This is a genomic window from Streptomyces sp. NPDC020958 (assembly GCF_055562175.1).
In genome coordinates this window covers 129,203-153,356 of sequence record NZ_JBVHFU010000002.1, presented here as the reverse complement: position 1 = coordinate 153,356, position 24,154 = coordinate 129,203, and the positions used below count along the sequence as shown (strand labels likewise).

At 70.9% G+C, this 24,154-nt stretch carries 22 protein-coding genes and 1 pseudogene; 19 read left to right on the top strand and 4 right to left on the bottom strand.

Annotated elements, in window-relative coordinates:
* Nucleotides 1–220 precede the first annotated feature (220 nt).
* Nucleotides 221–1,639 (top strand): sugar porter family MFS transporter, encoded by a 1,419-nt coding sequence (locus tag ACZ3KP_RS06550; protein ID WP_467496967.1) that lies wholly within the window; start codon nt 221–223, stop codon nt 1,637–1,639.
* Nucleotides 1,640–1,861: 222 nt separating this feature from the next.
* Here ACZ3KP_RS06550 and ACZ3KP_RS06545 read toward each other — a convergent pair whose 3' ends face one another.
* Nucleotides 1,862–2,833: an LLM class flavin-dependent oxidoreductase gene (locus ACZ3KP_RS06545; protein ID WP_467496965.1), complete on the bottom strand. Its 972-nt coding sequence runs from the start codon at nt 2,831–2,833 to the stop codon at nt 1,862–1,864.
* A 58-nt stretch (nt 2,834–2,891) separates the two neighbouring features.
* Nucleotides 2,892–4,364 (bottom strand): annotated as a pseudogene (locus ACZ3KP_RS06540) (cytosine permease).
* Nucleotides 4,365–4,491: 127 nt separating this feature from the next.
* Here ACZ3KP_RS06540 and ftsY point away from each other — a divergent pair.
* The gene (gene ftsY / locus ACZ3KP_RS06535) at nt 4,492–5,685 is read left to right on the top strand and encodes a signal recognition particle-docking protein FtsY (RefSeq protein ID WP_366891903.1); all 1,194 of its coding nucleotides are present in this window, start codon (nt 4,492–4,494) and stop codon (nt 5,683–5,685) included.
* A gap of 86 nt (nt 5,686–5,771) precedes the next feature.
* Here the strand turns inward: ftsY and ACZ3KP_RS06530 are convergent, their stop codons facing one another.
* Nucleotides 5,772–6,428, bottom strand: a complete 657-nt coding sequence (locus ACZ3KP_RS06530) for a bifunctional DNA primase/polymerase (protein WP_358975035.1) — start codon at nt 6,426–6,428, stop codon at nt 5,772–5,774.
* Nucleotides 6,429–6,883: 455 nt separating this feature from the next.
* Between ACZ3KP_RS06530 and nsdA the strand changes: the two genes are divergently transcribed.
* The 5 genes from nsdA (at nt 6,884) to ffh (ending at nt 14,547) form a co-directional block, all read left to right on the top strand.
* Nucleotides 6,884–8,371, top strand: coding sequence for a transcriptional repressor NsdA (nsdA, locus tag ACZ3KP_RS06525; protein ID WP_467496961.1), 1,488 nt, complete (start codon nt 6,884–6,886; stop codon nt 8,369–8,371).
* A 341-nt stretch (nt 8,372–8,712) separates the two neighbouring features.
* A complete protein-coding gene (locus tag ACZ3KP_RS06520; RefSeq protein WP_467496959.1) occupies nt 8,713–10,050 on the top strand; it encodes an ammonium transporter in 1,338 nt (445 codons plus the stop codon).
* Entirely contained in the window at nt 10,047–10,385 is a 339-nt protein-coding gene (locus tag ACZ3KP_RS06515; RefSeq protein WP_003997576.1) for a P-II family nitrogen regulator, read from the top strand. Before ACZ3KP_RS06520 ends, ACZ3KP_RS06515 begins: the two co-directional genes overlap by 4 nt.
* A 38-nt stretch (nt 10,386–10,423) precedes the next feature.
* On the top strand, nt 10,424–12,886 hold the full coding sequence (locus ACZ3KP_RS06510; protein WP_467496957.1) for a [protein-PII] uridylyltransferase: 2,463 nt from the start codon (nt 10,424–10,426) through the stop codon (nt 12,884–12,886).
* A gap of 110 nt (nt 12,887–12,996) precedes the next feature.
* The gene (gene ffh, locus ACZ3KP_RS06505) at nt 12,997–14,547 is read left to right on the top strand and encodes a signal recognition particle protein (RefSeq protein WP_358975046.1); all 1,551 of its coding nucleotides are present in this window, start codon (nt 12,997–12,999) and stop codon (nt 14,545–14,547) included.
* 110 nt (nt 14,548–14,657) lie between these two features.
* Here the strand turns inward: ffh and ACZ3KP_RS06500 are convergent, their stop codons facing one another.
* Nucleotides 14,658–15,521, bottom strand: coding sequence for an SAM-dependent methyltransferase (locus ACZ3KP_RS06500; protein ID WP_467496954.1), 864 nt, complete (start codon nt 15,519–15,521; stop codon nt 14,658–14,660).
* 525 nt (nt 15,522–16,046) lie between these two features.
* On the opposite strand from ACZ3KP_RS06500, the gene ACZ3KP_RS06495 reads away from it, so the two are divergent.
* The 12 genes from ACZ3KP_RS06495 to ACZ3KP_RS06440 all read left to right on the top strand — a co-directional run bounded on the left by ACZ3KP_RS06495 (nt 16,047) and on the right by ACZ3KP_RS06440 (nt 24,098).
* Nucleotides 16,047–16,643, top strand: a complete 597-nt coding sequence (locus tag ACZ3KP_RS06495; protein ID WP_046727829.1) for a hypothetical protein — start codon at nt 16,047–16,049, stop codon at nt 16,641–16,643.
* Nucleotides 16,644–16,925: 282 nt separating this feature from the next.
* Nucleotides 16,926–17,345: a 30S ribosomal protein S16 gene (gene rpsP, locus ACZ3KP_RS06490; RefSeq protein ID WP_351485038.1), complete on the top strand. Its 420-nt coding sequence runs from the start codon at nt 16,926–16,928 to the stop codon at nt 17,343–17,345.
* Between the two features lie 5 nt (nt 17,346–17,350).
* Nucleotides 17,351–17,590 carry an RNA-binding protein gene (locus ACZ3KP_RS06485; protein WP_003973401.1) on the top strand — a complete coding sequence of 80 codons (240 nt, stop codon included), beginning with the start codon at nt 17,351–17,353 and terminating at the stop codon, nt 17,588–17,590.
* A 105-nt stretch (nt 17,591–17,695) separates the two neighbouring features.
* On the top strand, nt 17,696–18,238 hold the full coding sequence (gene rimM, locus ACZ3KP_RS06480; protein WP_358975054.1) for a ribosome maturation factor RimM: 543 nt from the start codon (nt 17,696–17,698) through the stop codon (nt 18,236–18,238).
* A gap of 3 nt (nt 18,239–18,241) precedes the next feature.
* Nucleotides 18,242–19,075, top strand: coding sequence for a tRNA (guanosine(37)-N1)-methyltransferase TrmD (gene trmD / locus ACZ3KP_RS06475; RefSeq protein WP_467496951.1), 834 nt, complete (start codon nt 18,242–18,244; stop codon nt 19,073–19,075).
* 136 nt (nt 19,076–19,211) lie between these two features.
* The gene (rplS, locus tag ACZ3KP_RS06470; RefSeq protein ID WP_199212174.1) at nt 19,212–19,562 is read left to right on the top strand and encodes a 50S ribosomal protein L19; all 351 of its coding nucleotides are present in this window, start codon (nt 19,212–19,214) and stop codon (nt 19,560–19,562) included.
* Between the two features lie 48 nt (nt 19,563–19,610).
* Nucleotides 19,611–20,336 carry a signal peptidase I gene (lepB, locus tag ACZ3KP_RS06465; protein ID WP_467496948.1) on the top strand — a complete coding sequence of 242 codons (726 nt, stop codon included), beginning with the start codon at nt 19,611–19,613 and terminating at the stop codon, nt 20,334–20,336.
* Nucleotides 20,329–21,417 (top strand): signal peptidase I, encoded by a 1,089-nt coding sequence (gene lepB / locus ACZ3KP_RS06460; protein ID WP_358975061.1) that lies wholly within the window; start codon nt 20,329–20,331, stop codon nt 21,415–21,417. Before lepB (ACZ3KP_RS06465) ends, lepB (ACZ3KP_RS06460) begins: the two co-directional genes overlap by 8 nt.
* Nucleotides 21,308–22,333 (top strand): signal peptidase I, encoded by a 1,026-nt coding sequence (lepB, locus tag ACZ3KP_RS06455; protein ID WP_467496945.1) that lies wholly within the window; start codon nt 21,308–21,310, stop codon nt 22,331–22,333. The genes lepB (ACZ3KP_RS06460) and lepB (ACZ3KP_RS06455) overlap by 110 nt, the downstream gene beginning before the upstream one ends.
* Before the next feature lie 115 nt (nt 22,334–22,448).
* Complete coding sequence (gene lepB / locus ACZ3KP_RS06450; RefSeq protein ID WP_467496943.1) at nt 22,449–23,237, top strand: signal peptidase I; 789 nt, start codon at nt 22,449–22,451, stop codon at nt 23,235–23,237.
* Nucleotides 23,227–23,733 (top strand): NUDIX hydrolase, encoded by a 507-nt coding sequence (locus tag ACZ3KP_RS06445; RefSeq protein WP_467496941.1) that lies wholly within the window; start codon nt 23,227–23,229, stop codon nt 23,731–23,733. Before lepB (ACZ3KP_RS06450) ends, ACZ3KP_RS06445 begins: the two co-directional genes overlap by 11 nt.
* Nucleotides 23,734–23,789: 56 nt before the next feature.
* Complete coding sequence (locus ACZ3KP_RS06440; protein WP_003965949.1) at nt 23,790–24,098, top strand: DUF2469 domain-containing protein; 309 nt, start codon at nt 23,790–23,792, stop codon at nt 24,096–24,098.
* Nucleotides 24,099–24,154: the final 56 nt, after the last annotated feature.

The window sequence follows — 24,154 nt, the reverse complement described above, 5'->3', positions numbered from 1 at the left end:
CGGGAGTCCCTTCACGTTCCCTTCAAGAACTGAACGTATTCCCCGGATCCCCCTTCGACAACGTCACACCCACTGCCCTATTGACTTCGATACTTGAAGGCATAGTCTCTGCAACGTTGCTTTTACCTTCAGGTGTGAGCGGCGTGGACCTGTGCGCCACTTGACCTGAGAGGGCTCGCCCCCACCCCGGCAGCGTTGCCGGTGGCCCGAGGAGTTTCTTGTGACCAGCACAGCGCAGGCACCCCAGTCAGGAGCCGGTACGGCTCACCCCGATCATCTCGGGCATGTCATCTTCATCGCGGCGGCGGCCGCGATGGGCGGGTTCCTCTTCGGCTACGACAGTTCCGTCATCAACGGCGCCGTCGAGGCGATCCGGAGCCGTTACGACATCGGGTCCGCGGCCCTCGCCCAGGTCATCGCCATCGCCCTGATCGGCTGTGCGATCGGCGCCGCGACCGCCGGCCGGATAGCCGACCGCATCGGCCGCATCCGGTGCATGCAGATCGCGGCCGTGCTGTTCACGATCAGCGCCGTCGGCTCGGCGCTGCCGTTCGCCCTGTGGGACCTCGCCTTCTGGCGGATCGTCGGCGGTTTCGCCATCGGCATGGCCTCCGTCATCGGCCCCGCCTACATCGCCGAGGTCGCCCCGCCCGCCTACCGCGGCCGGCTCGGCTCCTTCCAGCAGGCCGCGATCGTCGTCGGCATCGCCATCTCGCAGCTGGTCAACTGGGGTCTGCTCAACGCCGCCGGCGGCGACCAGCGCGGCAAGCTGATGGGTCTCGAGGCCTGGCAGGTCATGCTCGGCGTCATGGTGATCCCGGCCGTCCTCTACGGCCTGCTCTCCTTCGCGATCCCCGAGTCCCCGCGCTTCCTGCTCTCCGTCGGCAAGCGGGAGCGCGCCCGCGCGATCCTCGAGGAGGTCGAGGGCAAGAACGCGGACCTGGACGCCCGTGTCGCCGAGATCGAGCACGCGATGAAGAGCGAGCACAAGTCCACGTTCAAGGACCTGCTCGGCGGCTCGTTCTTCTTCAAGCCGATCGTCTGGGTCGGCATCGGCCTCTCGGTCTTCCAGCAGTTCGTCGGCATCAACGTCGCGTTCTACTACTCCTCCACCCTGTGGCAGTCGGTGGGCGTCGACCCGACGGACTCGTTCTTCTACTCCTTCACGACGTCGATCATCAACATCATCGGCACCGTGATCGCGATGATCTTCGTGGACCGCATCGGCCGCAAGCCGCTGGCGCTCATCGGCTCCGTCGGCATGGTGATCGGCCTGGGCCTGGAGGCCTGGGCGTTCTCCTACGACCTGGTCGACGGCAAGCTCCCGGCCACGCAGGGCTGGGTCGCCCTGATCGCCGCGCACGTCTTCGTCCTCTTCTTCGCCCTGTCCTGGGGTGTGGTGGTCTGGGTCTTCCTCGGCGAGATGTTCCCGAACCGGATCCGCGCCGCCGCGCTGGGCGTGGCCGCCTCCGCGCAGTGGATCGCCAACTGGGCCATCACCGCGAGCTTCCCGTCGCTGGCCGACTGGAACCTCTCCGCGACCTACGTGATCTACACGGTCTTCGCGGCCCTCTCCATCCCGTTCGTCCTCAAGTTCGTCAAGGAGACGAAGGGCAAGTCCCTGGAGGAGATGGGCTGACCGCCCCCGACTCGGGGAGAAGGGCCAAGTCCCCGCTGCCCCTCTCCTCGTATCCCCCGTCGCCCCCGCCCGGTCACTGCCCGGGCGGGGGCGACGGCCGTTCCCGGCCCCCCTTCTGGGCCGCCGCTCACTTTCCGTCCGCCGCGACGGCGATCGGCCACGACGGCGGTGACCGGCGGTGCCCGGCGCGGTCGTGCCCACCGTTCCCGGCGCGGTCGTGTCCTACGCGGACAGTGCCGGAAGCACCGCCTCCGTGAACAGCCGCAGGCTTCGCCAGCCCTCTTCCAGGGGCATCCCGCCCGCCAGCGGATGCAGCACCAGGTTGTCCAGGCCCGCCGCCACGCACTGCTCCGGAGTGAGGATGCGGTAGACGCCCTCCGCGCGGAGTTCCGCCACCGTCGTCGCCGCCGAGCGCACCGCCGAGCGGATGTCCCCGGACTGCCAGGACGCGTAGGTCCGGGCCTCGTGCAGGAAGTGCTCCCCGTACCGCGCCCACGCCCGGTCCGGGTCCTCGGCGATGTGCAGGAGCGGTGTCTCGGCCGTCGGCATCATCGTCCAGCCCTCGGTGCCGTACTCGGTGAGCTTCTCCTTGTAGTACGCCTCCAACTCCGGCAGGTGCGCGCTCGGGAAGAAGGGCAGGCCGAGCCGGGCCGCGCGGCGGGCGGCGGCCTGGGAGGAGCCGCCGACCAGCAGCAGGGGGTGCGGATCGGTGAAGGGGCGCGGGGTGACCCGTACCGTACGGCCCCGGTACTCGAACTCCTCGCCGGTCCAGGCCCGCAGCACCGTCTCCAGCACCTCGTCCTGGATCCGCCCCCGGCGCTTCCAGTCCACGTCGAACAGGGCGTACTCCTCGGGCCGGTAGCCGATGCCGGCCACCGTCACCAGCCGCCCGCCGCTGAGCAGGTCGAGCACCGCGATGTCCTCCGCCAGCCGCAACGGGTCGTGCAGCGGGCCGATCACCGCCGACACGGTCACCGCGATGGAGCGCGTCGCCCCGAACACCGCGCCCGCGAAGGCGAACGGTGACGGCAGCCAGTTGTCGTCGACCCCGTGGTGTTCCTCGGTCTGCACCGTGGTGACGCCGTGCTCGTCGGCGTACGCGGCCATCTCCACGGCCGCCCGGTACCGGGCGCCCAGGGACGCGGAGTCGGCCCCGGGCTCGACGAGGTTGAAGCGGACGACCGAGACGGGCATGGGAGTTCCCCTTCACCTTGGCCGGGCTGGTGGTGCGGGGACAGTAACTGACAGGGCGTCAGACGGCCAGAGGCGCGGACTCCCCGGCCGCCGCCGGCACCACCGCCGGCTTCGGCAGCAGCGCGTACAGCAGACCCGAGACGAGGATCGTCGCGACCCATCCGAGGCCGTACCGCCCGACCGGGTTGTCCGACGCGAGCGGGCCGGTGAACCAGTCGGAGGAGGTGAACAGGAGGCCGGTCGCCAGGCCCAGCGCCCAGGCCGTGACGGCGGCGGGGGAGAAGCCCGCCCGGTACCAGTAGGCGCTGCTCGGCGTGGTGTCGAGCAGCGCGGTCGCGTCGTACTCCCGGCGGCGCAGCATGTCCACGCCGAACACGCCGACCCAGGCCGAGAAGGCGACGGCCAGCAGCGACAGGAAGGCGACGAACGAGCCCATGAAGGAGGTCGCCGCCAGCATCAGGACGCCGCCGAGGACCAGCGAGATCACCGCGTTCACGGAGACCGCCCAGTGCCGGGGGAGGCGGAAGCCGAGGGTCTGTGCGGTGAAGCCCGCCGAGTACATCGACATGGCGTTGATCAGTAGCATCCCCACCAGGGCGATGAGGAGGTAGGGCACCGCGAGCCAGAGCGGGAGGACCGCGCCCAGGAAGGAGACCGGGTCGGTCGCCTTGGCGAGGTCCGGCGTGGACGACGCCATCACGGCCCCCATCAGGACCATCGGGAGGACGACGATCCCGGCGCCGCCGACCGTGTTGCGTACGATCGCCACCGAGGACGCCGTACCCGGCAGGTACCGGGTGAAGTCCGGCGCGGCCGGCGCCCAGCTCATCCCGCCCGCCGCGATCAGCCCGACCCCGGTGACCATCGCCGCCGTCGGCCCGGCGCCCCGCCCGAGCACCCCGGCCCAGTCCGTCCGCACGACCAGGTGGCCGAGGACCAGCAGGGAGAAGGCGCCGAACAGTCAGGTCGCCCAGCGGTTGCAGCGCCGCACCGCCTTGATGCCCATGCCCGAGATCGCGAACGTGGCCAGGACGAAGAGAAGCAGGGTGACGACGACCAGGGGGGTGTTGCTCCTGACCCCGAAGAGAATGTCCAGGACGGTCAGCAGCGCATAGGCGCCGGTCACCGCGTTGATCGTCTCCCAGCCCCAGCGTGCCACCCAGATCAGCGCGCCGGGCAGCAGGTTGCCCCGCTGGCCGAAGACCGCCCGGGACAGTGCCATGCCCGGCGCGCCGCCGCGCCTGCCCGCGACGCCGATCATCCCGACCAGGCCGTACGAGACGACCGGGGCGGCGGTGCCGACCACCAGGGCCTGCCAGAAGTTCAGCCCGAACGACACCGCGAGGCTCGCGCCCATGGTCAGCAGCAGCACGCTGATGTTGGCGGCGATCCAGGTGGGCAGCAGTCCGCGGGGTGTCGCGGTGCGCTCGGAGTCGGGGACCGGTTCGAGGCCGCGGGTCTCGAGGCCGTGGTGCTCCAGTGACTCTTCGAGATGTTCGAGGGCGCCATCGTGGTGGGCGGTGGTGCTCATGGTCAGCCATCGTACGTTAGTCCGACAAATACCTCCAAAAGGAACATCCTGCTTCGGAGAATCGTCCAGGACTTCCTCGCGGGGGAACAAAGTCCGCCACGGGGGAGGGATGGATACTGGACGGGTTATGGAAACCGTCATCCTTGCTGTAGTCATCGCCGTGGTCGTGCTCGGTGCGCTCGGCGGGCTCGTCGTCGGCAGCCGGCGCAAGAAGTCGCTGCCCCCGCCGCCCCCCGCCGCCCCCGACATCACCGCGCCCCCGGCCGAGCCGCACGTCGGCGACGAGGCCGAGACGCCGCGCGACGAACCGCGCCGGACGATAGAGGAGGTCGACCTTCCCGACGGCTCGGCTCCCGTCGTCGTCGAGGAGCCCCCGGCTCCCGAGATCGAGATCCCCGAGCCCACCGCCGGCCGCCTGGTCCGCCTCCGCGCCCGGCTCTCCCGCTCCCAGAACGCCCTCGGCAAGGGGCTGCTCACGCTGCTGTCGCGCGAGCACCTCGACGACGAGACCTGGGAGGAGATCGAGGACACCCTGCTCACCGCCGACGTCGGTGTGCAGCCCACCACCGAACTGGTCGAGCGGCTGCGCGAGCGCGTCAAGGTGCTCGGCACCCGCACCCCCGACGAGCTGCGCGGCCTGCTCCGCGAGGAGCTGCTCAAGCTGGTCGGCACCGACGTCGACCGCACGGTGAAGACCGAGCCGGCCGACCGCAAGCCCGGCATCGTGATGGTCGTCGGTGTCAACGGCACCGGCAAGACCACCACCACCGGCAAGCTCGCCCGCGTGCTCGTCGCCGACGGCCGTACCGTGGTCCTCGGCGCCGCCGACACCTTCCGGGCCGCCGCCGCCGACCAGCTCCAGACCTGGGGCGAGCGGGTCGGCGCCCACACCGTGCGCGGCCCCGAGGCCGGCGACCCCGCCTCCGTCGCCTTCGACGCGGTGAAGGAGGGCAAGGAGATGGGCGTCGACGTGGTGCTCATCGACACCGCCGGACGGCTGCACACCAAGACCGGCCTGATGGACGAGCTGGGCAAGGTCAAGCGGGTCGTGGAGAAGCACGCCCCGCTGGACGAGGTGCTGCTCGTCCTCGACGCCACCACCGGGCAGAACGGCCTGGTCCAGGCCCGGGTGTTCGCCGAGGTGGTGGACATCAGCGGCATCGTGCTCACCAAGCTCGACGGCACCGCCAAGGGCGGCATCGTGATCGCGGTCCAGCGCGAACTGGGGGTCCCGGTCAAGCTCATCGGCCTCGGCGAGGGCGCGGACGACCTGGCCCCGTTCGAGCCGGAGGCGTTCGTTGACGCCCTTATCGGGGAGTAGCAGGGGGGTGAATTTACCCCCAGGCGTGAGAAGCGCCCGGTCCCGAGGTGCAGTCGGGGGCGGGCGCTTCGGTCCCTGTACGGCTGCTACGCCCGCGACCGGTGCGCCACGTAGGCCAGCGTCCCGAGCAGCAGCCGTGCGGCGGGCGGCCGCGTCGCCGAGTCCAGGGCCGGCGGCCGCAGCCAGCGCACCGGGCCCAGGCCGCCCCGGTCCGACGGCGGCGCGGTGATGTACGCACCGGAGCCGAGGCCGCGCAGGTCGAGTGAGCCCGGGTCGTCCCAGCCCATGCGGTAGAGCAGCTCGGGAAGCTCGGCGGCGGCGCCGGGGGCGACGAGGAACTGGGCGCGGCCCTCCGGGGTGGCGGTGACCGGCCCGAGCGGCAGGCCCATGCGCTCCAGACGGACCAGGGCGCGGCGCCCGGCGGCCTCGGCGACCTCGACGACGTCGAACGCGCGGCCGACCGGCAGCAGCACCGCCGCGCCCGGGAACTCGCCCCAGGCCTTGGTGACCTCGTCGAGCGTGGCGCCCGCGGGCACCTCGGGCGCGAAGTCCAGCGGATGCGCTCCCGGCGCGGGGCAGTCCGCGTGCCCGCAGGAGCACGCGCCGCCCGCGGCCCGGGCCCCCGGCACCACGTCCCAGCCCCACAGTCCGGTGAACTCGGCGACGGCGGTGCAGTCCGATGCACGGCCGCGTCGGCGTGTGCCGGAGCGGATCTCGCGAATGCCGCCGATCGTGAAGCCCATGCCCCCTCCAACGGGTCCGGCGCGCCGGTGGTTACGACACGGAACGGGATGAGAACGGAACGTGACGCTACGGTTCCGCCTCCCCCTTCGCCCGCACGGTCAAGGCAGCGCTCCGAAGCACCCCAGGTGGTGCGTTCGGAGACGCGCGCCCCCGAATGCATCGTTCCGTCAACTCTCGGCCGTCCTATGTCAAGTGAATCGCGCCAGGGGCATCGTGAGTTCATTCGAAGGGGTGGCGAATGGTGGCGTTTCCGGGATCGCCGTGGTGCGCCAGTGATCGTAGGATTACTTTGAGTGCACGAGGCCTGGGGGCACATGCTCTCCTGGGTATGCCGGAGGCAACTCGGGATCCCGTTCGAAGGGTGAGAACCGCCGACGGACGGCCGTATTTACCGGCATTCTGATAGGGCTTGGCGCATCCGGCATCAAGTGGTCTCAGGGATGGGGGCGTTCCAGTGGGCGGCAACGGCGGAAGCGGGGCGACCGCGACCAGCACGGACAAGCGCCCCAATGAGCTGCTCAACTCGTGGTTCGTGCGCAGTGGCTGGTCGAAGGGCGAGTTGGCGCGGCAAGTGAACCGCAGGGCACGTCAGTTGGGGGCCAACCACATCTCGACGGACACGTCCAGGGTGCGTCGCTGGCTCGACGGGGAGAACCCGCGCGAGCCGATCCCCAGGATCCTCTCCGAGCTGTTCTCCGAGCGGTTCGGCTGCGTCGTCGCGGTCGAGGACCTCGGTCTGCGGGCCGCACGCCAGTCACCCTCCGCGACCGGCGTCGACCTGCCCTGGACGGGCCCGCAGACGGTGGCCCTGCTCAGCGAGTTCTCGCGCAGCGACCTGATGCTGGCGCGGCGCGGCTTCCTCGGAACCTCGCTGGTCCTGTCGGCGGGCCCGTCCCTCATCGAGCCCATGCAGCGCTGGCTGGTGCCCGCGCCCGGCGGCCCGCAGCAGGCGGCCGCGGAACCGGCGGTCGAGTCCCGCCGCCCCGGCCGCCTCTCCCAACCCGAGCTGGAGCTGCTGGAGTCCACCACGGTGATGTTCCGGCAGTGGGACGCCCAGTGCGGCGGCGGGCTGCGCCGCAAGGCGGTCGTCGGCCAGCTGCACGAGGTCACCGACCTGCTCCAGGAACCCCAGTCCGAGCCCACCTCCCGCAAGCTCTTCCAGGTCGCCGCCGAACTCGCCGAGCTGGCCGGCTGGATGTCGTACGACGTCGGGCTCCATCCCACCGCGCAGAAGTACTTCGTGCTCGCCCTGCACGCGGCCAAGGAGGCCGGCGACAAGCCGCTCGGCTCGTACGTGCTCTCCAGCATGAGCCGCCAGATGATCCACCTCGGCCGGCCCGACGACGCCCTGGAGCTGATCCACCTCGCCCAGTACGGCAGCCGGGACTGCGCCAGCCCGCGCACCCAGGCGATGCTGTATGCGATGGAGGCCCGCGCCTACGCCAACATGGGCCAGCCCGGCAAGTGCAAGCGGGCCGTCCGGATGGCCGAGGACACCTTCGCCGAGGCCGACGAGTGGGACGACCCGGACCCCGACTGGATCCGCTTCTTCTCCGAGGCCGAGCTCTACGGGGAGAACTCGCACTCCTTCCGTGACCTCGCCTACGTCGCGGGCCGCAGCCCCACCTACGCCTCCCTGGCCGAGCCCCTGATGCAGCGGGCGGTGGAGCTGTTCGCCAAGGACGCCGAGCACCAGCGGTCCTACGCACTGAACCTCATCGGCATGGCCACCGTGCACCTGCTGCGCGGCGAGCCCGAGCAGAGCACGGTGCCGGCCGCCGAGGCCCTGGGCATCGCCAAGAAGGTGCGCTCGGAGCGTGTGAACACTCGTATTCGAAAGACGGTCGACTCGGCCGTCCGCGACTACGGCGACCTGGCGGCGGTCGTCGACCTCACCGAGCAGCTCGCCGCCGACCTGCCGGAGACCGCAGAGGCGGTCTGAACCCCGGCGACCCCCGACCCCGGCCGCGGCCGGCCCTCCCGAACTGCCCGACTCGGCTCCCCCATGCCAGGTCATTCGGAAGGCCGCCGCGGCCGGCTCTGTTCCGCCCGGAGACCTCCACGGTAGGTTGCGTCACGATAACGATCCCGGAGTCGGACATCTCGTAGTTCATCGACGCGTAACACGCAGGGCGCCTTCGTCACCCCGGCGAAACAACGAGGGGCTTCCACGGAAACCGCGCTGCGCCAATCTCATGGCGCATAACCGGCCCACCCCCCGCTTCACCGGACCGCTCACGCTCCGACCCGCACGGGGCCGTACCAACCGACGAGGAGACGCCGATGGCATCATCCGCCATCACGCTTGCCGCGGAGGCACCCAAGCTGTCCTCCGCGAACACGGGCTTCATGCTCATCTGTTCCGCCCTGGTGCTGCTCATGACGCCGGGCCTCGCCTTCTTCTACGGCGGCATGGTCCGCGTCAAGAGCACCCTGAACATGCTGATGATGAGCTTCGTCAGCATCGGGATCGTCACCATCCTGTGGGTGCTCTACGGCTTCTCCCTGGCCTTCGGCTCCAGCAACGGCTTCATCGGCTACGACTCCCACTGGCTGGGCATGAGCAACGTCGGGCTGACGGAGCTCTGGCCCGGCTACACGATCCCGATCTTCGTCTTCATGGTCTTCCAGATGATGTTCGCGGTCATCACCCCGGCCCTGATAAGCGGCGCGATCGCGGACCGCGTGAAGTTCTCGGCCTGGGCGCTCTTCGTCGCCCTGTGGCTCACGATCGTCTACGTCCCGGTCGCCCACTGGGTGTGGGGCGCCGACGGCTGGGCCTTCAAGCTCGGCGTGATCGACTTCGCCGGTGGTACCGCGGTCCACATCAACGCCGGTGCCGGCGCCCTCGGCGTCATCCTGGTCATCGGCAAGCGCGTCGGCTTCAAGAAGGACCCGATGCGCCCGCACAGCCTCCCGCTGGTCATGCTCGGCGCGGGTCTCCTGTGGTTCGGCTGGTTCGGCTTCAACGCCGGCTCGTGGCTCGGCAACGACGACGGCGTCGGCGCGCTGATGTTCGTCAACACGCAGGTCGCCACCGCCGCCGCCATGCTGGCCTGGCTCGCCTACGAGAAGATCCGGCACGGCGCGTTCACCACGCTCGGTGCCGCCTCCGGCGCGGTCGCCGGCCTGGTCGCGATCACCCCGTCCGGTGGCGCTGTCTCTCCGCTCGGCGCGATCGCCGTCGGTGTCATCGCCGGTGTCGCCTGCGCCGCCGCGGTCAGCCTGAAGTTCAAGTTCGGCTTCGACGACTCCCTCGACGTGGTCGGCGTCCACATGGTCGGCGGCATCATCGGCTCCCTGCTCATCGGCTTCTTCGCCACCGGCAAGGGCCAGTCCACCGCGACCGGCGTCTTCTACGGCGACCACTCCTTCACCCAGCTGTGGAAGCAGTGCGCCGGTGTCGGCGCGGTCCTCGCCTACTCCCTGGTCGCCTCGGCGGTCCTCGCCTTCCTCCTCGACAAGACCATCGGCATGCGGGTCACCGAGGACGAGGAGATCTCCGGCATCGACCAGGCCGAGCACGCCGAGACTGCATACGACTTCAGCGGCGCGGGCGGCGGTGTCGTCGGCTCCGTGACCGCGGCCCTGGCCGGCACGAGCAAGAAGGTGGACGCATGAAGCTCATCACCGCCGTCGTGAAGCCCCACCGGCTCGACGAGATCAAGGAGGCCCTGCAGGCCTTCGGCGTCCACGGCCTCACGGTCACCGAGGCCAGCGGATACGGTCGGCAGCGCGGCCACACCGAGGTCTACCGTGGTGCGGAGTACACGGTCGACCTGGTGCCCAAGATCCGTATAGAGGTACTGGCCGAGGACGACGACGCCGAGCAGTTGATCGACGTCATCGTCAAGGCCGCCCGTACCGGCAAGATCGGCGACGGCAAGGTCTGGTCGCTGCCGGTCGAGACCGCCGTACGGGTCCGCACGGGCGAGCGCGGCCCGGACGCGCTGTAGAACAGAACCACCATCTGCATACAGGCAGGAGTCGCCGGGTGACGGGTACGGATGTGCGCAACGACGCAGAGGACACGGGACCCAGCGGCTACGCGGCGGCCCGGCTGCGCCTCCTCACCGAGGGGGCGCGGTCCGGGCCGCCGCGCCGTGCCGCCCTCGCCGAGCTGACCGACGCATGGCTGACCGGGCTGTTCGCGGCGGCCACCGAGGGCATCAGGGGCGGCGTCTGTCTCGTCGCCGTCGGCGGCTACGGCCGCGGTGAGCTCTCCCCGCGCAGCGACCTGGACCTCCTGCTGCTGCACGACGGCGGCGACCCCGGCGCGGTGGCCGCGGTCGCCGACCGGCTCTGGTACCCCGTCTGGGACCTCGGCCTCGCCCTCGACCACTCGGTCCGCACGCCCGCCGAGGCCCGCAAGACCGCCGGTGAGGACCTCAAGGTCCAGCTCGGCCTCCTCGACGCCCGGCACATCGCCGGCGACCTCGGCCTCACCTCGGGACTGCGCACCGCGATCCTCGCCGACTGGCGCAACCAGGCACCCAAACGCCTCCTGGAACTCCAGGAGCTGTGCGCGGAGCGCGCCGAACGCCAGGGCGAACTCCAGTACCTGCTGGAACCGGACCTGAAGGAGGCCCGCGGCGGCCTGCGCGACGCCACCGCGCTGCGCGCCGTCGCCGCCTCCTGGGTGGCCGACGCCCCCCGCGAGGGCCTCGCCGACGCCCGCCGACGCCTCCTCGACGTCCGCGACGCCCTGCACCTGGCGACAGGGCGCGCGACCGACCGGCTCGCCCTCCAGGAACAGGACCAGGTCGCCGCCGAGCTGGGCCTCCTCGACGCCGACACCCTGCTGCGCCAGGTCTACGAGTCCGCCCGCGTCATCTCGTACGCCAGCGACGTCACCTGGCGTGAAGTGGGGCGCGTGCTGCGCTCGCGCGCCGTCCGGCCGCGGCTGCGCGCCATGCTCGGCGGCGGCAAACCCGTCCCCGAGCGCTCCCCGCTCGCCGAAGGGGTGGTGGAACAGGACGGCGAGGTGGTGCTCGCCCGCGCCGCACGCCCCGAACGCGACCCCGTGCTCCCGCTGCGGGCCGCGGCCGCCGCGGCCCAGGCCGGCCTCCCGCTCTCCCTGCACGCCGTCCGCCGCATGGCCGAGACCGTCCGCCCCCTGCCCACCCCCTGGCCCGCCGAGGCCCGCGAACTGCTGGTCACGCTCCTGGGCTCCGGCCGGCCGACGGTCGACGTGTGGGAGGCCCTGGAGGCCGAGGGCCTGATCACCGGCCTGCTCCCCGACTGGGAGCGGGTGCGCTGCCGCCCGCAGCGCAACGCCGTGCACATCTGGACCGTCGACCGGCACCTCATCGAGACCGCCGTACGAGCCTCCGAGTTCACCCGCCGTGTCCACCGCCCCGACCTGCTCCTGGTCGCCGCCCTGCTGCACGACATCGGCAAGGGCTGGCCCGGCGACCACTCCGTGGCGGGCGAGATCATCGCCAAGGACGTGGCGGCCAGGATCGGCTTCGACCGCGCGGACGTGGCCGTGCTGGCCACCCTCGTACGCCACCACCTGCTGCTCGTCGAGACCGCCACCCGCCGCGACCTCGAGGACCCGGCCACCCTCCGGCTGGTCGCCCAGGCCGTCGGCAGCCAGGGCACCCTGGAACTGCTGCACGCCCTCACCGAGGCGGACGCCCTGGCCACCGGCCCGGCCGCCTGGTCCTCCTGGCGCGGCTCCCTCGTCGCCGACCTGGTCAAGCGGGTCTCCGCGGTCCTCGCCGGGGACACCGCCGACGAACCCGAGCCGGCCGCGCCCACGGCCGAGCAGGAGCGGCTCGCCATCGAGGCGTTCCGCACCGGCGGCCCGGTACTGGCCCTGCGCGCCCAGACCGAGCCGGCGGCCACCGACGACGAGCCGGCCGGCGACCCGGAACCGCTCGGCGTGGAACTGCTCATCGCCGTACCCGACCAGCCCGGCGTCCTGCCCGCCGTCTCCGGGGTGCTGGCCGTGCACCGCCTCACGGTCCGCACGGCCGAACTGCGCACCCTGCGGCTCCCGGCCGACGTCGACGACGGCGACGGCACGGTGCTGCTCCTCGACTGGCGGGTGGCGGCCGAGTACGGCTCGCTGCCGCAGGCCGCCCGGCTGCGGGCCGACCTGGTACGGGCGCTGGACGGCTCGCTCGACATCGCGGGGCGCCTCGCCGAGCGGGACGCTGCCTACCCGAGGCGCCGCGGCCGGTCGGCGCCGCCGCCGCGCGTGACGGTGGCCTCGGCGGCCTCCCGGCACGCGACGGTCTTCGAGGTGCGCGCCCAGGACGCCCCCGGGCTGCTGTTCCGGATCGGGCACGCGCTGGAGAAGTCGGGTGTGCGGGTGCGCAGCGCCCACGTCTCCACGCTGGGCTCGAACGCCGTGGACGCCTTCTACGTGACCTCGGCCGCCGGGACCCCGCTGCCGGGCGAGGAGGCGGCCTCGGTGGCCCGGGCACTGGAGGAGACCCTGCGGGCCTGAACCCGCGGGTCCGGCCGACCGGTCGCGCACGGCGGGGACGACTTCCTTGCGCGGCCGGATACCCTGGAGGGCAGCCCAGACTGTCGCCTACGCCGAGGACCGACGCAGCCGTGTTCGATACCCTTTCTGATCGCCTCTCAGCCACTTTCAAGTCCCTCAGGGGCAAGGGGCGGCTCAGCGAGGCGGACATCGACGCCGTGGCGCGGGAGATCCGCATCGCGCTGCTCGAAGCGGACGTGGCCCTGCCGGTCGTGCGGGCGTTCATCAAGAACGTCAAGGAGCGTGCCCTCGGCGCCGAGGTCTCGCGTTCGATGAACCCGGCCCAGCAGGTCCTGCTGATCGTGAAGGACGAGCTCGTCACGATCCTCGGCGGCGAGACCCGGCGGCTGCGGTTCGCCAAGACGCCGCCGAGCGTGATCATGCTGGCCGGTCTGCAGGGTGCCGGCAAGACCACCCTCGCGGGCAAGCTCGGCCGCTGGCTGAAGGAGCAGGGCCACTCGCCGGTCCTGGTCGCGGCCGACCTCCAGCGCCCCAACGCCGTCAACCAGCTGAGCGTCGTCGCCGAGCGCGCCGGTGTCGCCGTCTACGCCCCGGAGCCCGGCAACGGCGTCGGCGACCCGGTCAAGGTCGCCAAGGACTCCATCGAGTTCGCCAAGCAGAAGGTCCACGACATCGTGATCGTGGACACCGCCGGCCGTCTCGGTGTCGACCAGGACATGATGCAGCAGGCCGCGGACATCCGGGACGCGGTCTCGCCGGACGAGATCCTCTTCGTCGTCGACGCCATGATCGGTCAGGACGCCGTCACCACCGCCGAGGCCTTCCGCGACGGCGTCGGCTTCGACGGCGTGGTCCTGTCCAAGCTGGACGGTGACGCCCGCGGTGGTGCCGCCCTGTCGATCCGCCAGGTCACCGGCAAGCCGATCATGTTCGCGTCGAGCGGCGAGAAGCTCGAGGACTTCGACGCGTTCCACCCTGACCGGATGGCCTCCCGCATCCTCGACCAGGGTGACCTGCTCACCCTGCTCGAGCAGGCCGGGAAGGTGTTCGACCAGGAAGAGGCCGAGAAGATGGCCTCCAAGCTGGCGTCCAAGAAGGGCCAGGACTTCACCCTGGACGACTTCCTGGCCCAGATGGAGCAGGTCAGGAAAATGGGCAGCATCAGCAAGCTGCTCGGCATGCTGCCCGGCATGGGCCAGATCAAGGACCAGATCAACAACCTGGACGAGCGGGACGTCGACCGCACCGCCGCCATCATCAAGTCGATGACCCCCGGCGAGCGCCAGGACCCGACCATCATCAACGGCTCCCGGCGCGCCCGTATCGCCCGTGGTTCGGGCGTCGAGGTCAGCGCGGTGAAGAACCTCGTCGAGCGGTTCTTCGAGGCCCGCAAGATGATGTCCCGCATGGCTCAGGGCGGCGGGATCCCCGGCATGCCGGGGATCCCGGGCATGGGCGGCGGCCCCGGCCGGCAGCGCAAGCAGCAGAAGCAGGCCAAGGGCAAGCAGCGCTCCGGCAACCCGATGAAGCGCAAGCAGCAGGAGCTGGAGGCGGCCCAGCGGCGCGAGGCCGCCGCTCAGGGCGGCAACGCCTTCGGGATGCCGCAGCAGGGCGCGGAGAACTTCGAGCTGCCGGACGAGTTCAAGAAGTTCATGGGCTGAGTCCACCGGTGCGGGCGCCGGGGGCCACCGCGGCCTTCCGGCGCCCGCGCACGGGGGCGCGACACACCCCCACTGCGCCGCGGACGACGTCCGGTGGTCCGGGCGGAGCGTCAGCGCACCCGCGCGATCAGGTACCGGAAGACGTTGGGCATCCACACCGTGCCGTCCGCGCGAAGGTACGGCTGGAGCGCCTCGACCAGCTCCTTGCCGACCTGCTCCTCGTCGGCGGCCGCGATCCCCGCGTCGAACAGCCCGGTCGACAGCAGACCCCGCACCGCGTTGTCCGCGTCGGCGTAGCCGAACGGGCAGGACACCCGCCCGGAACCGTCGATCCGCAGACCGGCCAGCCCGGCGACCTCCTCCAGGTCGTCCCGGCGGGCCGGACGCCAACAGCCCGCACTGCGCAAAGGATCGGCCAACTTCGCGGCCACCCGCAGTACGGACGAGGTCGCGCAGCGTTCCGGCGGACCCCAGCCGGCCAGCACCACGGCCGCCCCGCGAGCCGCCGACGGGAGCGCCTCGGCGAGCAGGTCACCGAGCCGCTCGGCGTCGCCGGCCAGGCAGCCGATCGGCTCGAAGGCGGTGATCAGGTTGTACGCCGGTGCCTGCGCGTCGGCCGCGTCCCGGGGCGAGCCCTGGACGATCCGGGCGCTGCGGCCACGCGCGCGTGCCCCCGTGGCAGGGTCGGGCAGCAGCCGTTCACGGGCGAGGGCGAGCCGTTCGGGAGCGGAGTCGACCCCGGTCACCGCGGCCCCTCTGGCCGCCGCCATCAGCAGGGCGAGACCGGAACCGCAGCGCAGGCCGAGCAGACGGGTGGCCGGGCCCACTTCGAGTCGCTCGTGGACGGTCTCGTAGAGCGGCACCAGCATCCGCTCCTGGATCTCGGACCAGTCACGCGCGCGTGCGCCCAGGTCCACGCGGGGGGTGGAGACCGCGTGAGAAGGAGGCTGGTGCCGCACGAGCGTAGGTGTCATAGGTAAGCGCCCCAATCCGCCGAGAGATACGCACTGACCGATTCCGTGGCCCCCGTGCCGTGCGCTCGCACTTCCCACCTATGCCACATAACTCCGGGCTCGCGGTGGCGTCCAGAGGTCGCGGGACCCCGCTTGTGCATGGACTATGACTGTGGCGAGATTTCACATCCCGGCAACTTGGGGCTCTACCATCGGACCCACGACACGGTGGTTCTGGCCATGGTCGGGCCCCGAGTAACGCCGGATTCGCCGGGCACGCTGACCGAAGTGGCGTCCTGCGCCACGAGAGCGGCCGAAACGTGTCTTGCGCAGCCACCGCCACCGCCGACCCGGCGCCCGGCCCGTGGGTACGCGCCGGGGCGTACGTCGGACTACGCACCGGCTTGGGAGGAGCTGTGAGGCTTCTCCGCAGATCAGCGCACCCGTACTCGTCTCCACGCATCAGCGGCAACTGACGGGTACGTGCAAATTATTTGGGATGCCCCGGAATAGGAACACAGCGGCACCCCCGCTCGTTGTCATTACGTGAGCACGACACAGACACCACCTGTCCTCGCCGCAGAGCTGGCGCAGGCGTGGGCCGACATTCAGCGGTACCACCCCGAGCTGCCGGACCTTGCCGCGCCAGAGTCCCTGATCGGGGAGTCGTCGTCCGCGTGCGGTCACGAACTCTCCTTCGAACGGCTGCTCCATGAGGCAGTCCACGGCATCGCCGCCTCCCGCGGAGTCCGCGACACCTCACGGGCCGGCCGCTACCACAACCGCCGATTCCTGGCGATCGCCGAGGAACTGGGCCTGGACCACCCCGACGAGCCGCATCCCAGCAGCGGCTTCTCGCTGGTCTCCCTCAACCCCGAGGCGAAACGCCGCTACCGCCCGACCATCGAGAGACTGCAGCGCGCCCTCAAGGCGCACACGGTGGCCACCTCCGCCGACACCACCCGCACCTTCCGCGGCCCGGCCGCCCGCCACGGGTCCTCCGGCGGCGGCGTCCGGGTCAAGGCGGTGTGCGACTGCGGCCGCAACGTCCGGGTCGTCCCGTCGGTGCTGGCCCAGGCGCCCATCGTGTGCGGCGGCTGCGGCAAGCCGTTCCGCATCCCGGAGGTCGTCGGCGCGGCGTAGGACGCGGCTGCTCGTGGCAGCCGCAGCCGTCGCCGCACCGTGACGCCGGTCAGCGCACCCGACGTGACATCACCTCCGCGCCGGGTGCGCCTTCGGTGTGCCCTCGCACGCCCGCCGGACGGAGCGACCCGCGGGGTGTGGCACAATGGCTAGCTGTACTCGACAGTCGCACAGGACCCCTCTCTCCTCCGGCTGACGCGTCCATCGGGCACTCGGGTACCGCAACCCCACGCGGCAGTCTCGCCGTGCCCAACCACGTCAAAACCAGGAGAATCCACTCCCGTGGCAGTCAAGATCAAGCTGAAGCGTCTGGGCAAGATCCGTTCGCCTCACTACCGCATCGTCGTCGCCGACTCCCGCACCCGCCGTGACGGCCGTGCGATCGAGGAGATCGGCAAGTACCACCCGACCTACAACCCGTCGGTCATCGAGGTGGACGCCGACCGCGTGGCGTACTGGCTCGGCGTCGGCGCCCAGCCGACCGAGCCCGTGCTCGCCATCCTGAAGAAGACCGGCGACTGGCAGAAGTTCAAGGGCGAGCCCGCCCCGGCTCCGCTGCTCGTCGCCGCGCCGAAGTCGACCCGTCCGTCGTTCGAGGCGCTCGGCGGTGACGACGAGGGCAAGGGTGAGGCGATCACCCAGAAGAAGAAGGCTGAGAAGAAGGACGAGGCGGCTGCCGAGTCCGAGTCGACCGAGGCCTGAGCACCATGCTCGAAGAGGCGCTTGAGCACCTCGTGAAGGGCATCGTCGACAACCCTGACGATGTGCAGGTCGCCTCGCGCAACCTGCGTCGCGGGCGCGTGCTGGAGGTTCGGGTGCACCCCGACGACCTCGGCAAGGTGATCGGCCGCAACGGCCGCACCGCGCGTGCCCTGCGCACCGTCGTGGGTGCCATCGGCGGCCGCGGTGTCCGCGTCGACCTCGTCGACGTGGACCACGTCCGCTGACGCTTATCGCAACCGGCTCGGGCCGGGGAGGGCCGCCGGCCGTCCCCGGCCCGCAGTCGTATGAGCGCAGTCGTATGAGCAGGGAATGACAGGAGACCAGGCACAGTGCAGCTCGTAGTCGCACGGATCGGCCGCGCCCACGGCATCAAGGGCGAGGTCACCGTGGAGGTACGCACCGACGAACCCGAGCTCAGGCTCGCCCCCGGCGCCGTGCTCGCCACCGATCCCGCCGGCGTGGGACCGCTCACCATCGAGACGGGCCGCGTGCACAGCGGCCGTCTGCTGCTGCGCTTCGAGGGCGTCAAGGACCGCACCGGCGCCGAGGCCCTGCGCAACACCCTGCTGATCGCCGAGATCGACCCGGAGGAACTGCCGGAGGGCGAGGACGAGTACTACGACCACCAGCTCATGGACCTGGACGTGGTCACCGAGGACGGCACCGAGGTCGGCCGGATCACCGAGATCTCGCACCTGCCCTCCCAGGACCTGTTCATCGTGGAGCGCCCCGACGGCACCGAGGTGATGATCCCCTTCGTGCAGGAGATCGTCGTCGAGATCGACCTGGAGGAGCAGAAGGCGGTCATCGCGCCGCCGCCCGGTCTGATCGACGACCGGGCCGAGATCGCGTCCTCGCGGGAAGAGTCGTAAGAGATGCGCCTCGACGTCGTCACGATCTTCCCCGAGTACCTGGAACCGCTGAACGTCTCGCTGGTCGGCAAGGCACGCGCGCGTGGGCAGCTCGACGTCCACGTGCACGATCTGCGGGCCTGGACGTACGACCGCCACAACACCGTCGACGACACCCCGTACGGCGGCGGGCCCGGCATGGTCATGAAGACCGAGCCCTGGGGCGACGCCCTCGACACCGCGCTCGCCGACGGCTACGAGACCGGCTCGCACGCCCCCGCGCTGATCGTGCCCACCCCGAGCGGCCGCCCCTTCACCCAGGAACTCGCCGTCGAACTCTCCGAACGGCCCTGGCTGATCTTCACGCCGGCCCGCTACGAGGGCATCGACCGGCGTGTCATGGACGAGTACGCGACCCGGATACCGGTGTACGAGGTGTCCATCGGCGACTACGTGCTCGCCGGTGGCGAGGCGGCGGTACTGGTGATCACCGAGGCGGTGGCCCGGCTGCTGCCCGGCGTCCTCGGCAACGCCGAGTCGCACCGGGACGACTCCTTCGCCCCCGGCGCGATGGCCAACCTCCTGGAGGGCCCCGTCTACACCAAGCCGCCCGTCTGGCGTGGCCGGGACATCCCCGAGGTGCTGCTCAGCGGCCACCACGGCAAGATCGCCCGCTGGCGCCGCGACGAGGCCCTGCGGCGGACGGCCGCCCACCGGCCCGACCTGATCGAGCGCTGCGACCCCGAGGCCTTCGACAAGAAGGATCGCGAGATGCTCTCCATCCTGGGCTGGGCCCCCGACCCGCAGGGCGCCGCCCACGGCCGATTTTGGCGCAGGCCAGAGGCCGTGGAAGAATAGGCCGCTGTTGTGCGTCCGTCCGGCGTGCGCCCCTGCCGCAGGGGGACACGACGCCCGCCCCGACCCGCACGTCAGTCCTCATGGAACACCTAGTTGCCGTTGATGACCTGTGGCATCAGCGAAGAAAGCAGACGAAATGTCTCACCTGCTCGACACCGTCGACGCCGCGTCGCTGCGCAGCGACGTCCCGGCCTTCCGCCCGGGTGACACCGTCAACGTCCACGTCCGCGTCATCGAGGGCAACCGCTCCCGTGTGCAGCAGTTCAAGGGCGTTGTGATCCGCCGCCAGGGCAGCGGTGTCCGCGAGACCTTCACGGTCCGCAAGGTCTCCTTCTCCGTCGGCGTCGAGCGCACCTTCCCGGTGCACACCCCGATCGTCGAGAAGATCGAGCTCGTCACCCGCGGTGACGTGCGTCGCGCCAAGCTCTACTACCTGCGCGAGCTGCGCGGTAAGGCCGCGAAGATCAAGGAGAAGCGCGAGAACTGATCTCGCGCGAACGGGGTTCTTATCGCGGCCGGATACCATCTGGCCTCGATGGACACCGAAGCACAGCCGACGGAACGCGACCGTTCCTCCCGCCCCGCACCAGGGGTCCCGGAGGGCCGGTCGCGTTTCGCGTTGCTGATCCGGCTCGCCGACTGGCTGCCGGGCGGCTGGATCACCCTGATCCTCTTCACCTGCCTGGCGTTTTTGCTCGCCCTCAACACTTTCGTGGCGCAACCGTTCCAGATTCCCAGCGGATCCATGGAACAGGGATTGAGGATCGGGGACCGGGTTCTCGTAGATAAGTTGGCGTACCGTTTCGGTGCCGAGCCGCGCCGCGGCGACGTCGTCGTGTTCGACGGAGCCGGGTACTTCGGGGACGCCGACTACATCAAACGCGTCGTCGGTGTGGGAGGAGACCATGTCGTCTGCTGCGACAAGAAGGGGAGGATCGAGGTGAACGGCCGGCCGGTCGACGAGAGCGCGTTCCTCTACCCGGGAGACGCCCCCTCCACCGTGGCCTTCGACGTCGTCGTCCCCGGCGGCCGGCTCTTCGTCCTCGGTGACCACCGCGGTGACTCCAGCGACTCCCGCGACCACCTGGGCTCGCCCGGTGGTGGCATGGTCCCCGTCGGCAAGGTCGTCGGCCGCGCCGACTGGATCATCTGGCCGTACGCCCACTGGACCAGGCTCACCCGTCCCACCGCCTACGCGCGCGTGCCGGACCCGGAGTCGGAGGAGCCGGGGCGGTCGGCAGGGGCGGGTGCCCATGGGTAACCGCGGCAAACCGCGCGGCGTACCGGTCGACGCCACCGCCGCCTTGCTGCCCACCGGGGCCCGGCGCACCTCCAGCCCGGGCGGCGGCCGCTCCCGCGCGGAGCGGCGCAAGCTGCAGCGCAAGGTCAAGCGCAAGCGCCGGCGCGGAGCCATGCGGGAGATACCGCTGCTGGTCGGCGTGGCCGTCCTCATAGCGCTGGTGCTGAAGACGTTCCTCGTGCAGGCCTTCGTGATCCCGTCGGGCTCGATGGAACAGACGATCCGGATCGGCGACCGCGTCCTGGTCGACAAGTTCACCCCGTGGTTCGGGTGGCAGCCGCACCGCGGGGACGTCGTCGTCTTCCACGACCCGGGCGGCTGGCTGGCCGACGAGCAGACCACCAAGGCGAACGACCCGGTCGTCGTCAAACAGCTCAAGGAAGGGCTCACCTTCATCGGTCTGCTGCCCTCGGCCAACGAGAAGGACCTCATCAAACGGGTCATCGGTGTCGGCGGCGACCACGTCAAGTGCTGTGACGCGCAGGGCCGGGTGACGGTCAACGGCGTTCCCCTCACCGAGGGCAGCTACCTGTATCCGGGGAACGCCCCCTCCATGCAGGAGTTCGACATCACCGTCCCGCAGGGCCGGCTCTGGGTGATGGGCGATCACCGCGGCAACTCGGCCGATTCCCGGGCCCATCAGGACACCGCCTACGGCGGCACGGTCCCCGTCAGCAACGTGGTCGGCCGGGCCAAATGGATCGGCTGGCCGCTCGGACACTGGGCCTCGCTCGAGGAACCTAAAACCTTCGCAAGCGTTTCCCACTCCGTGTCGGGGTCGACCGCGGCTCCCCGGGTGTCGCATAGGGTTGCCTCCGACGATCCGAACGGATACGTCCAACTCCCGAGCCCTGCGGAACTCCCGCTCGTTATGGGAGTGGTGGGCCTGCGTCGTGGATGGCGCGGGCGGCGGCACGGAGTAAGGAGTTGGCGTGGGGGATGTGGCGGTAGGCGCACGGTCGGGACACGACGGCGAGGACCACGGCGGGCGCCCCGAGGAGAACGTCCCCAGCGCAGACGGTGGTTCCACGTCCGGGAGTGAGAGCGGACCGGCCGGGGGCCCGACCCCGGCGGACGGCCCGTACTCCGGCGGTGCCGGGGACGGCCCCGGCGGTGACGGGAGCGACTCGTCGGCGGGCGCGCCGAAGAAGCCCCGCTCCTTCTGGAAGGAGCTGCCGATCCTGATCGGTATCGCGCTGGTCCTGGCGCTGCTGATCAAGACGTTCCTGGTGCAGGCGTTCTCGATCCCCTCGGACTCGATGCAGAACACCCTCCAGCAGGGTGACCGCGTCCTCGTCGACAAGCTCACGCCCTGGTTCGGTTCCGAGCCGAAGCGCGGCGAGGTCGTCGTCTTCCACGACCCGGACGACTGGCTGGCGGGCGAGCCCACCGCCCAGCCGAACGCGATCCAGACCTTCCTCAGCTGGATCGGCCTGATGCCGTCCGCCCAGGAGAAGGACCTGATCAAGCGCGTCATCGGGGTCGGCGGCGACACCGTCTCCTGCAAGGGCAGCGGCCCGCTCAAGGTCAACGGCCACGCGCTGAACGAGCCGTATGTGTACCCCGGCAACACCCCGTGCAGCGTCGACGACCAGGGCGGCCAGTTCACGGTGAAGGTACCCAAGGGCTCCATCTGGGTGATGGGCGACCACCGGCAGAACTCCCGCGACTCCCGCTACAACCAGTCGGACAAGCACCACGGCATGGTCCCGGTGGACGAGGTCGTCGGCCGGGCCATCGTCAAGGCCTGGCCGATCAACCGCTGGGGCACGCTGCCCGTCCCGGACACCTTCGACCAGTCCGGCATCAACACGCAGGCCTCCGCCGCGGCCTCCCTCTCGGTGGCCCCGCAGGGCGTGGCCGTCGCCGCCGTCCTGCCGATCGCGGTGTGGCGCCGTCGGCGGGGCGACCTGACCGGGTCGAAGTTCGACCGGCGCGCGGCCGCCGGCAAGCGCTGAACGCGGCGCGCGGGCCTCGGCCGACCGGCCCATGTGAAGCCCTTGGGGAGCTTGTGACCAGGGCTGTCGCAGAAGGGCTGCCCCTGCCCGGTACCGCCGGGTAGGGTGCGGCCTCATGAGCGGCGAGAGCACGATACGTACGGCCCCGCGCAGCGGCGGAGGCACCAGCACCGGCACGGCGCGGACCGGTGGCGGGCTCGGGAACCGGTTGTCCGGGATCGCCGTGGCGCTGGGCATCGTGCTGTTCCTCGGCGGATTCGGCTGGGCGGCGGTGGTCTACCGTCCGTACACCGTGCCCACCGGCTCCATGACGCCGACGATCGACGCCGGCGACCGGGTCGTCGGCCAGCGCATCGACGGCAGCGAGGTGCGCCGGGGCGACGTGGTCGTCTTCCATGACACCAGCTGGGTCGCCAACGCGGACGTCGTCAAGCGCGTGGTCGCGGTCGGCGGGGACACGGTCGCCTGCTGTACCGACGGCAAGCTGACCGTCAACGGCAAGCGGATCGACGAACCGTATCTGCCGGCGGGCAGCCTGGCCGAGCTCCAGGGCTTCCCGACCGTCACCGTCCCCAAGGGCCGGCTCTTCCTCCTCGGCGACGAGCGGCAGGGCTCCCTCGACTCCACCGCCCACCTCACCGACGCGGCGCAGGGCACGGTCGCGCGCAGCGCCGTGAGCGCCCGGGTGGACGCCGTGATCTGGCCCATGAAGGGCATGCTCAAGCGCCCGACCGGCTTCGAGACCCTGGGCACCCTCTCCCGGCCGGGTCCGCTGCGCACCATCGAGTTCATGATCGTGGCCGGTGGCGTGCTGGTCCTCGGTGGCGGCGCGTACGGCCCGGTCGTGAACCTGCTGGGCCGTTCCCGCACCCGCGGCCGTACGGAGCCCGCCGGTGCCCGCTGAGGCGCCGTACGAGGGTGGCCTGCGCAAGGTGGCCCGGGTCGTCCTGCTCGATCCCGACGACCGCGTCCTGCTGCTGCACGGCCACGAACCGGACGACCCGGCCGACGACTGGTGGTTCACGCCGGGCGGCGGCCTGGAGGGCGACGAGACCCGTGAGCAGGCCGCGCTGCGGGAACTCGGCGAGGAGACCGGCATCACGGACGTCGAACTCGGGCCGGTGCTGTGGCGGCGGACGTGCTCCTTCCCGTTCGCCGGCCGCCGCTGGGACCAGGACGAGTGGTACTACCTGGCCCGTACGACGCAGACGGCCACCGAGGCCAGGGGCCTGACGGAGCTGGAGCGGCGCAGTGTCGCCGGAGCGCGGTGGTGGACGTGCCAGGAACTGACCCGGGCACATGAGACGGTGTATCCGACCAGACTCGCCGAGCTGTTCCGTAGGCTGCTCGACGAAGGTCCCCCCGTCAGGCCCGTCACCCTGGACACGGAAATCGTCTAGGCGCGTGCGGTACTGGCGCACAATGGTGGGATCGCACGGCTGAAGGGGAACATGCCATGAGCGCCGAGGACCTCGAGAAGTACGAGACCGAGATGGAGCTGAAGCTCTACCGGGAGTACCGCGACGTCGTCGGTCTGTTCAAATACGTGATCGAGACCGAGCGGCGTTTCTACCTCACCAACGACTACGAAATGCAGGTGCACTCGGTCCAGGGCGAGGTCTTCTTCGAGGTGTCCATGGCGGACGCGTGGGTCTGGGACATGTACCGGCCGGCTCGGTTCGTGAAGCAGGTCCGCGTCCTCACGTTCAAGGACGTGAACATCGAGGAGCTGAACAAGAGCGACCTGGAGCTGCCGGGCGGCTGAGCCCCTCGCGGCGGCCGCTCGTGTGGGTGACGGAGTTGTCCACAACCGCCGAGTAG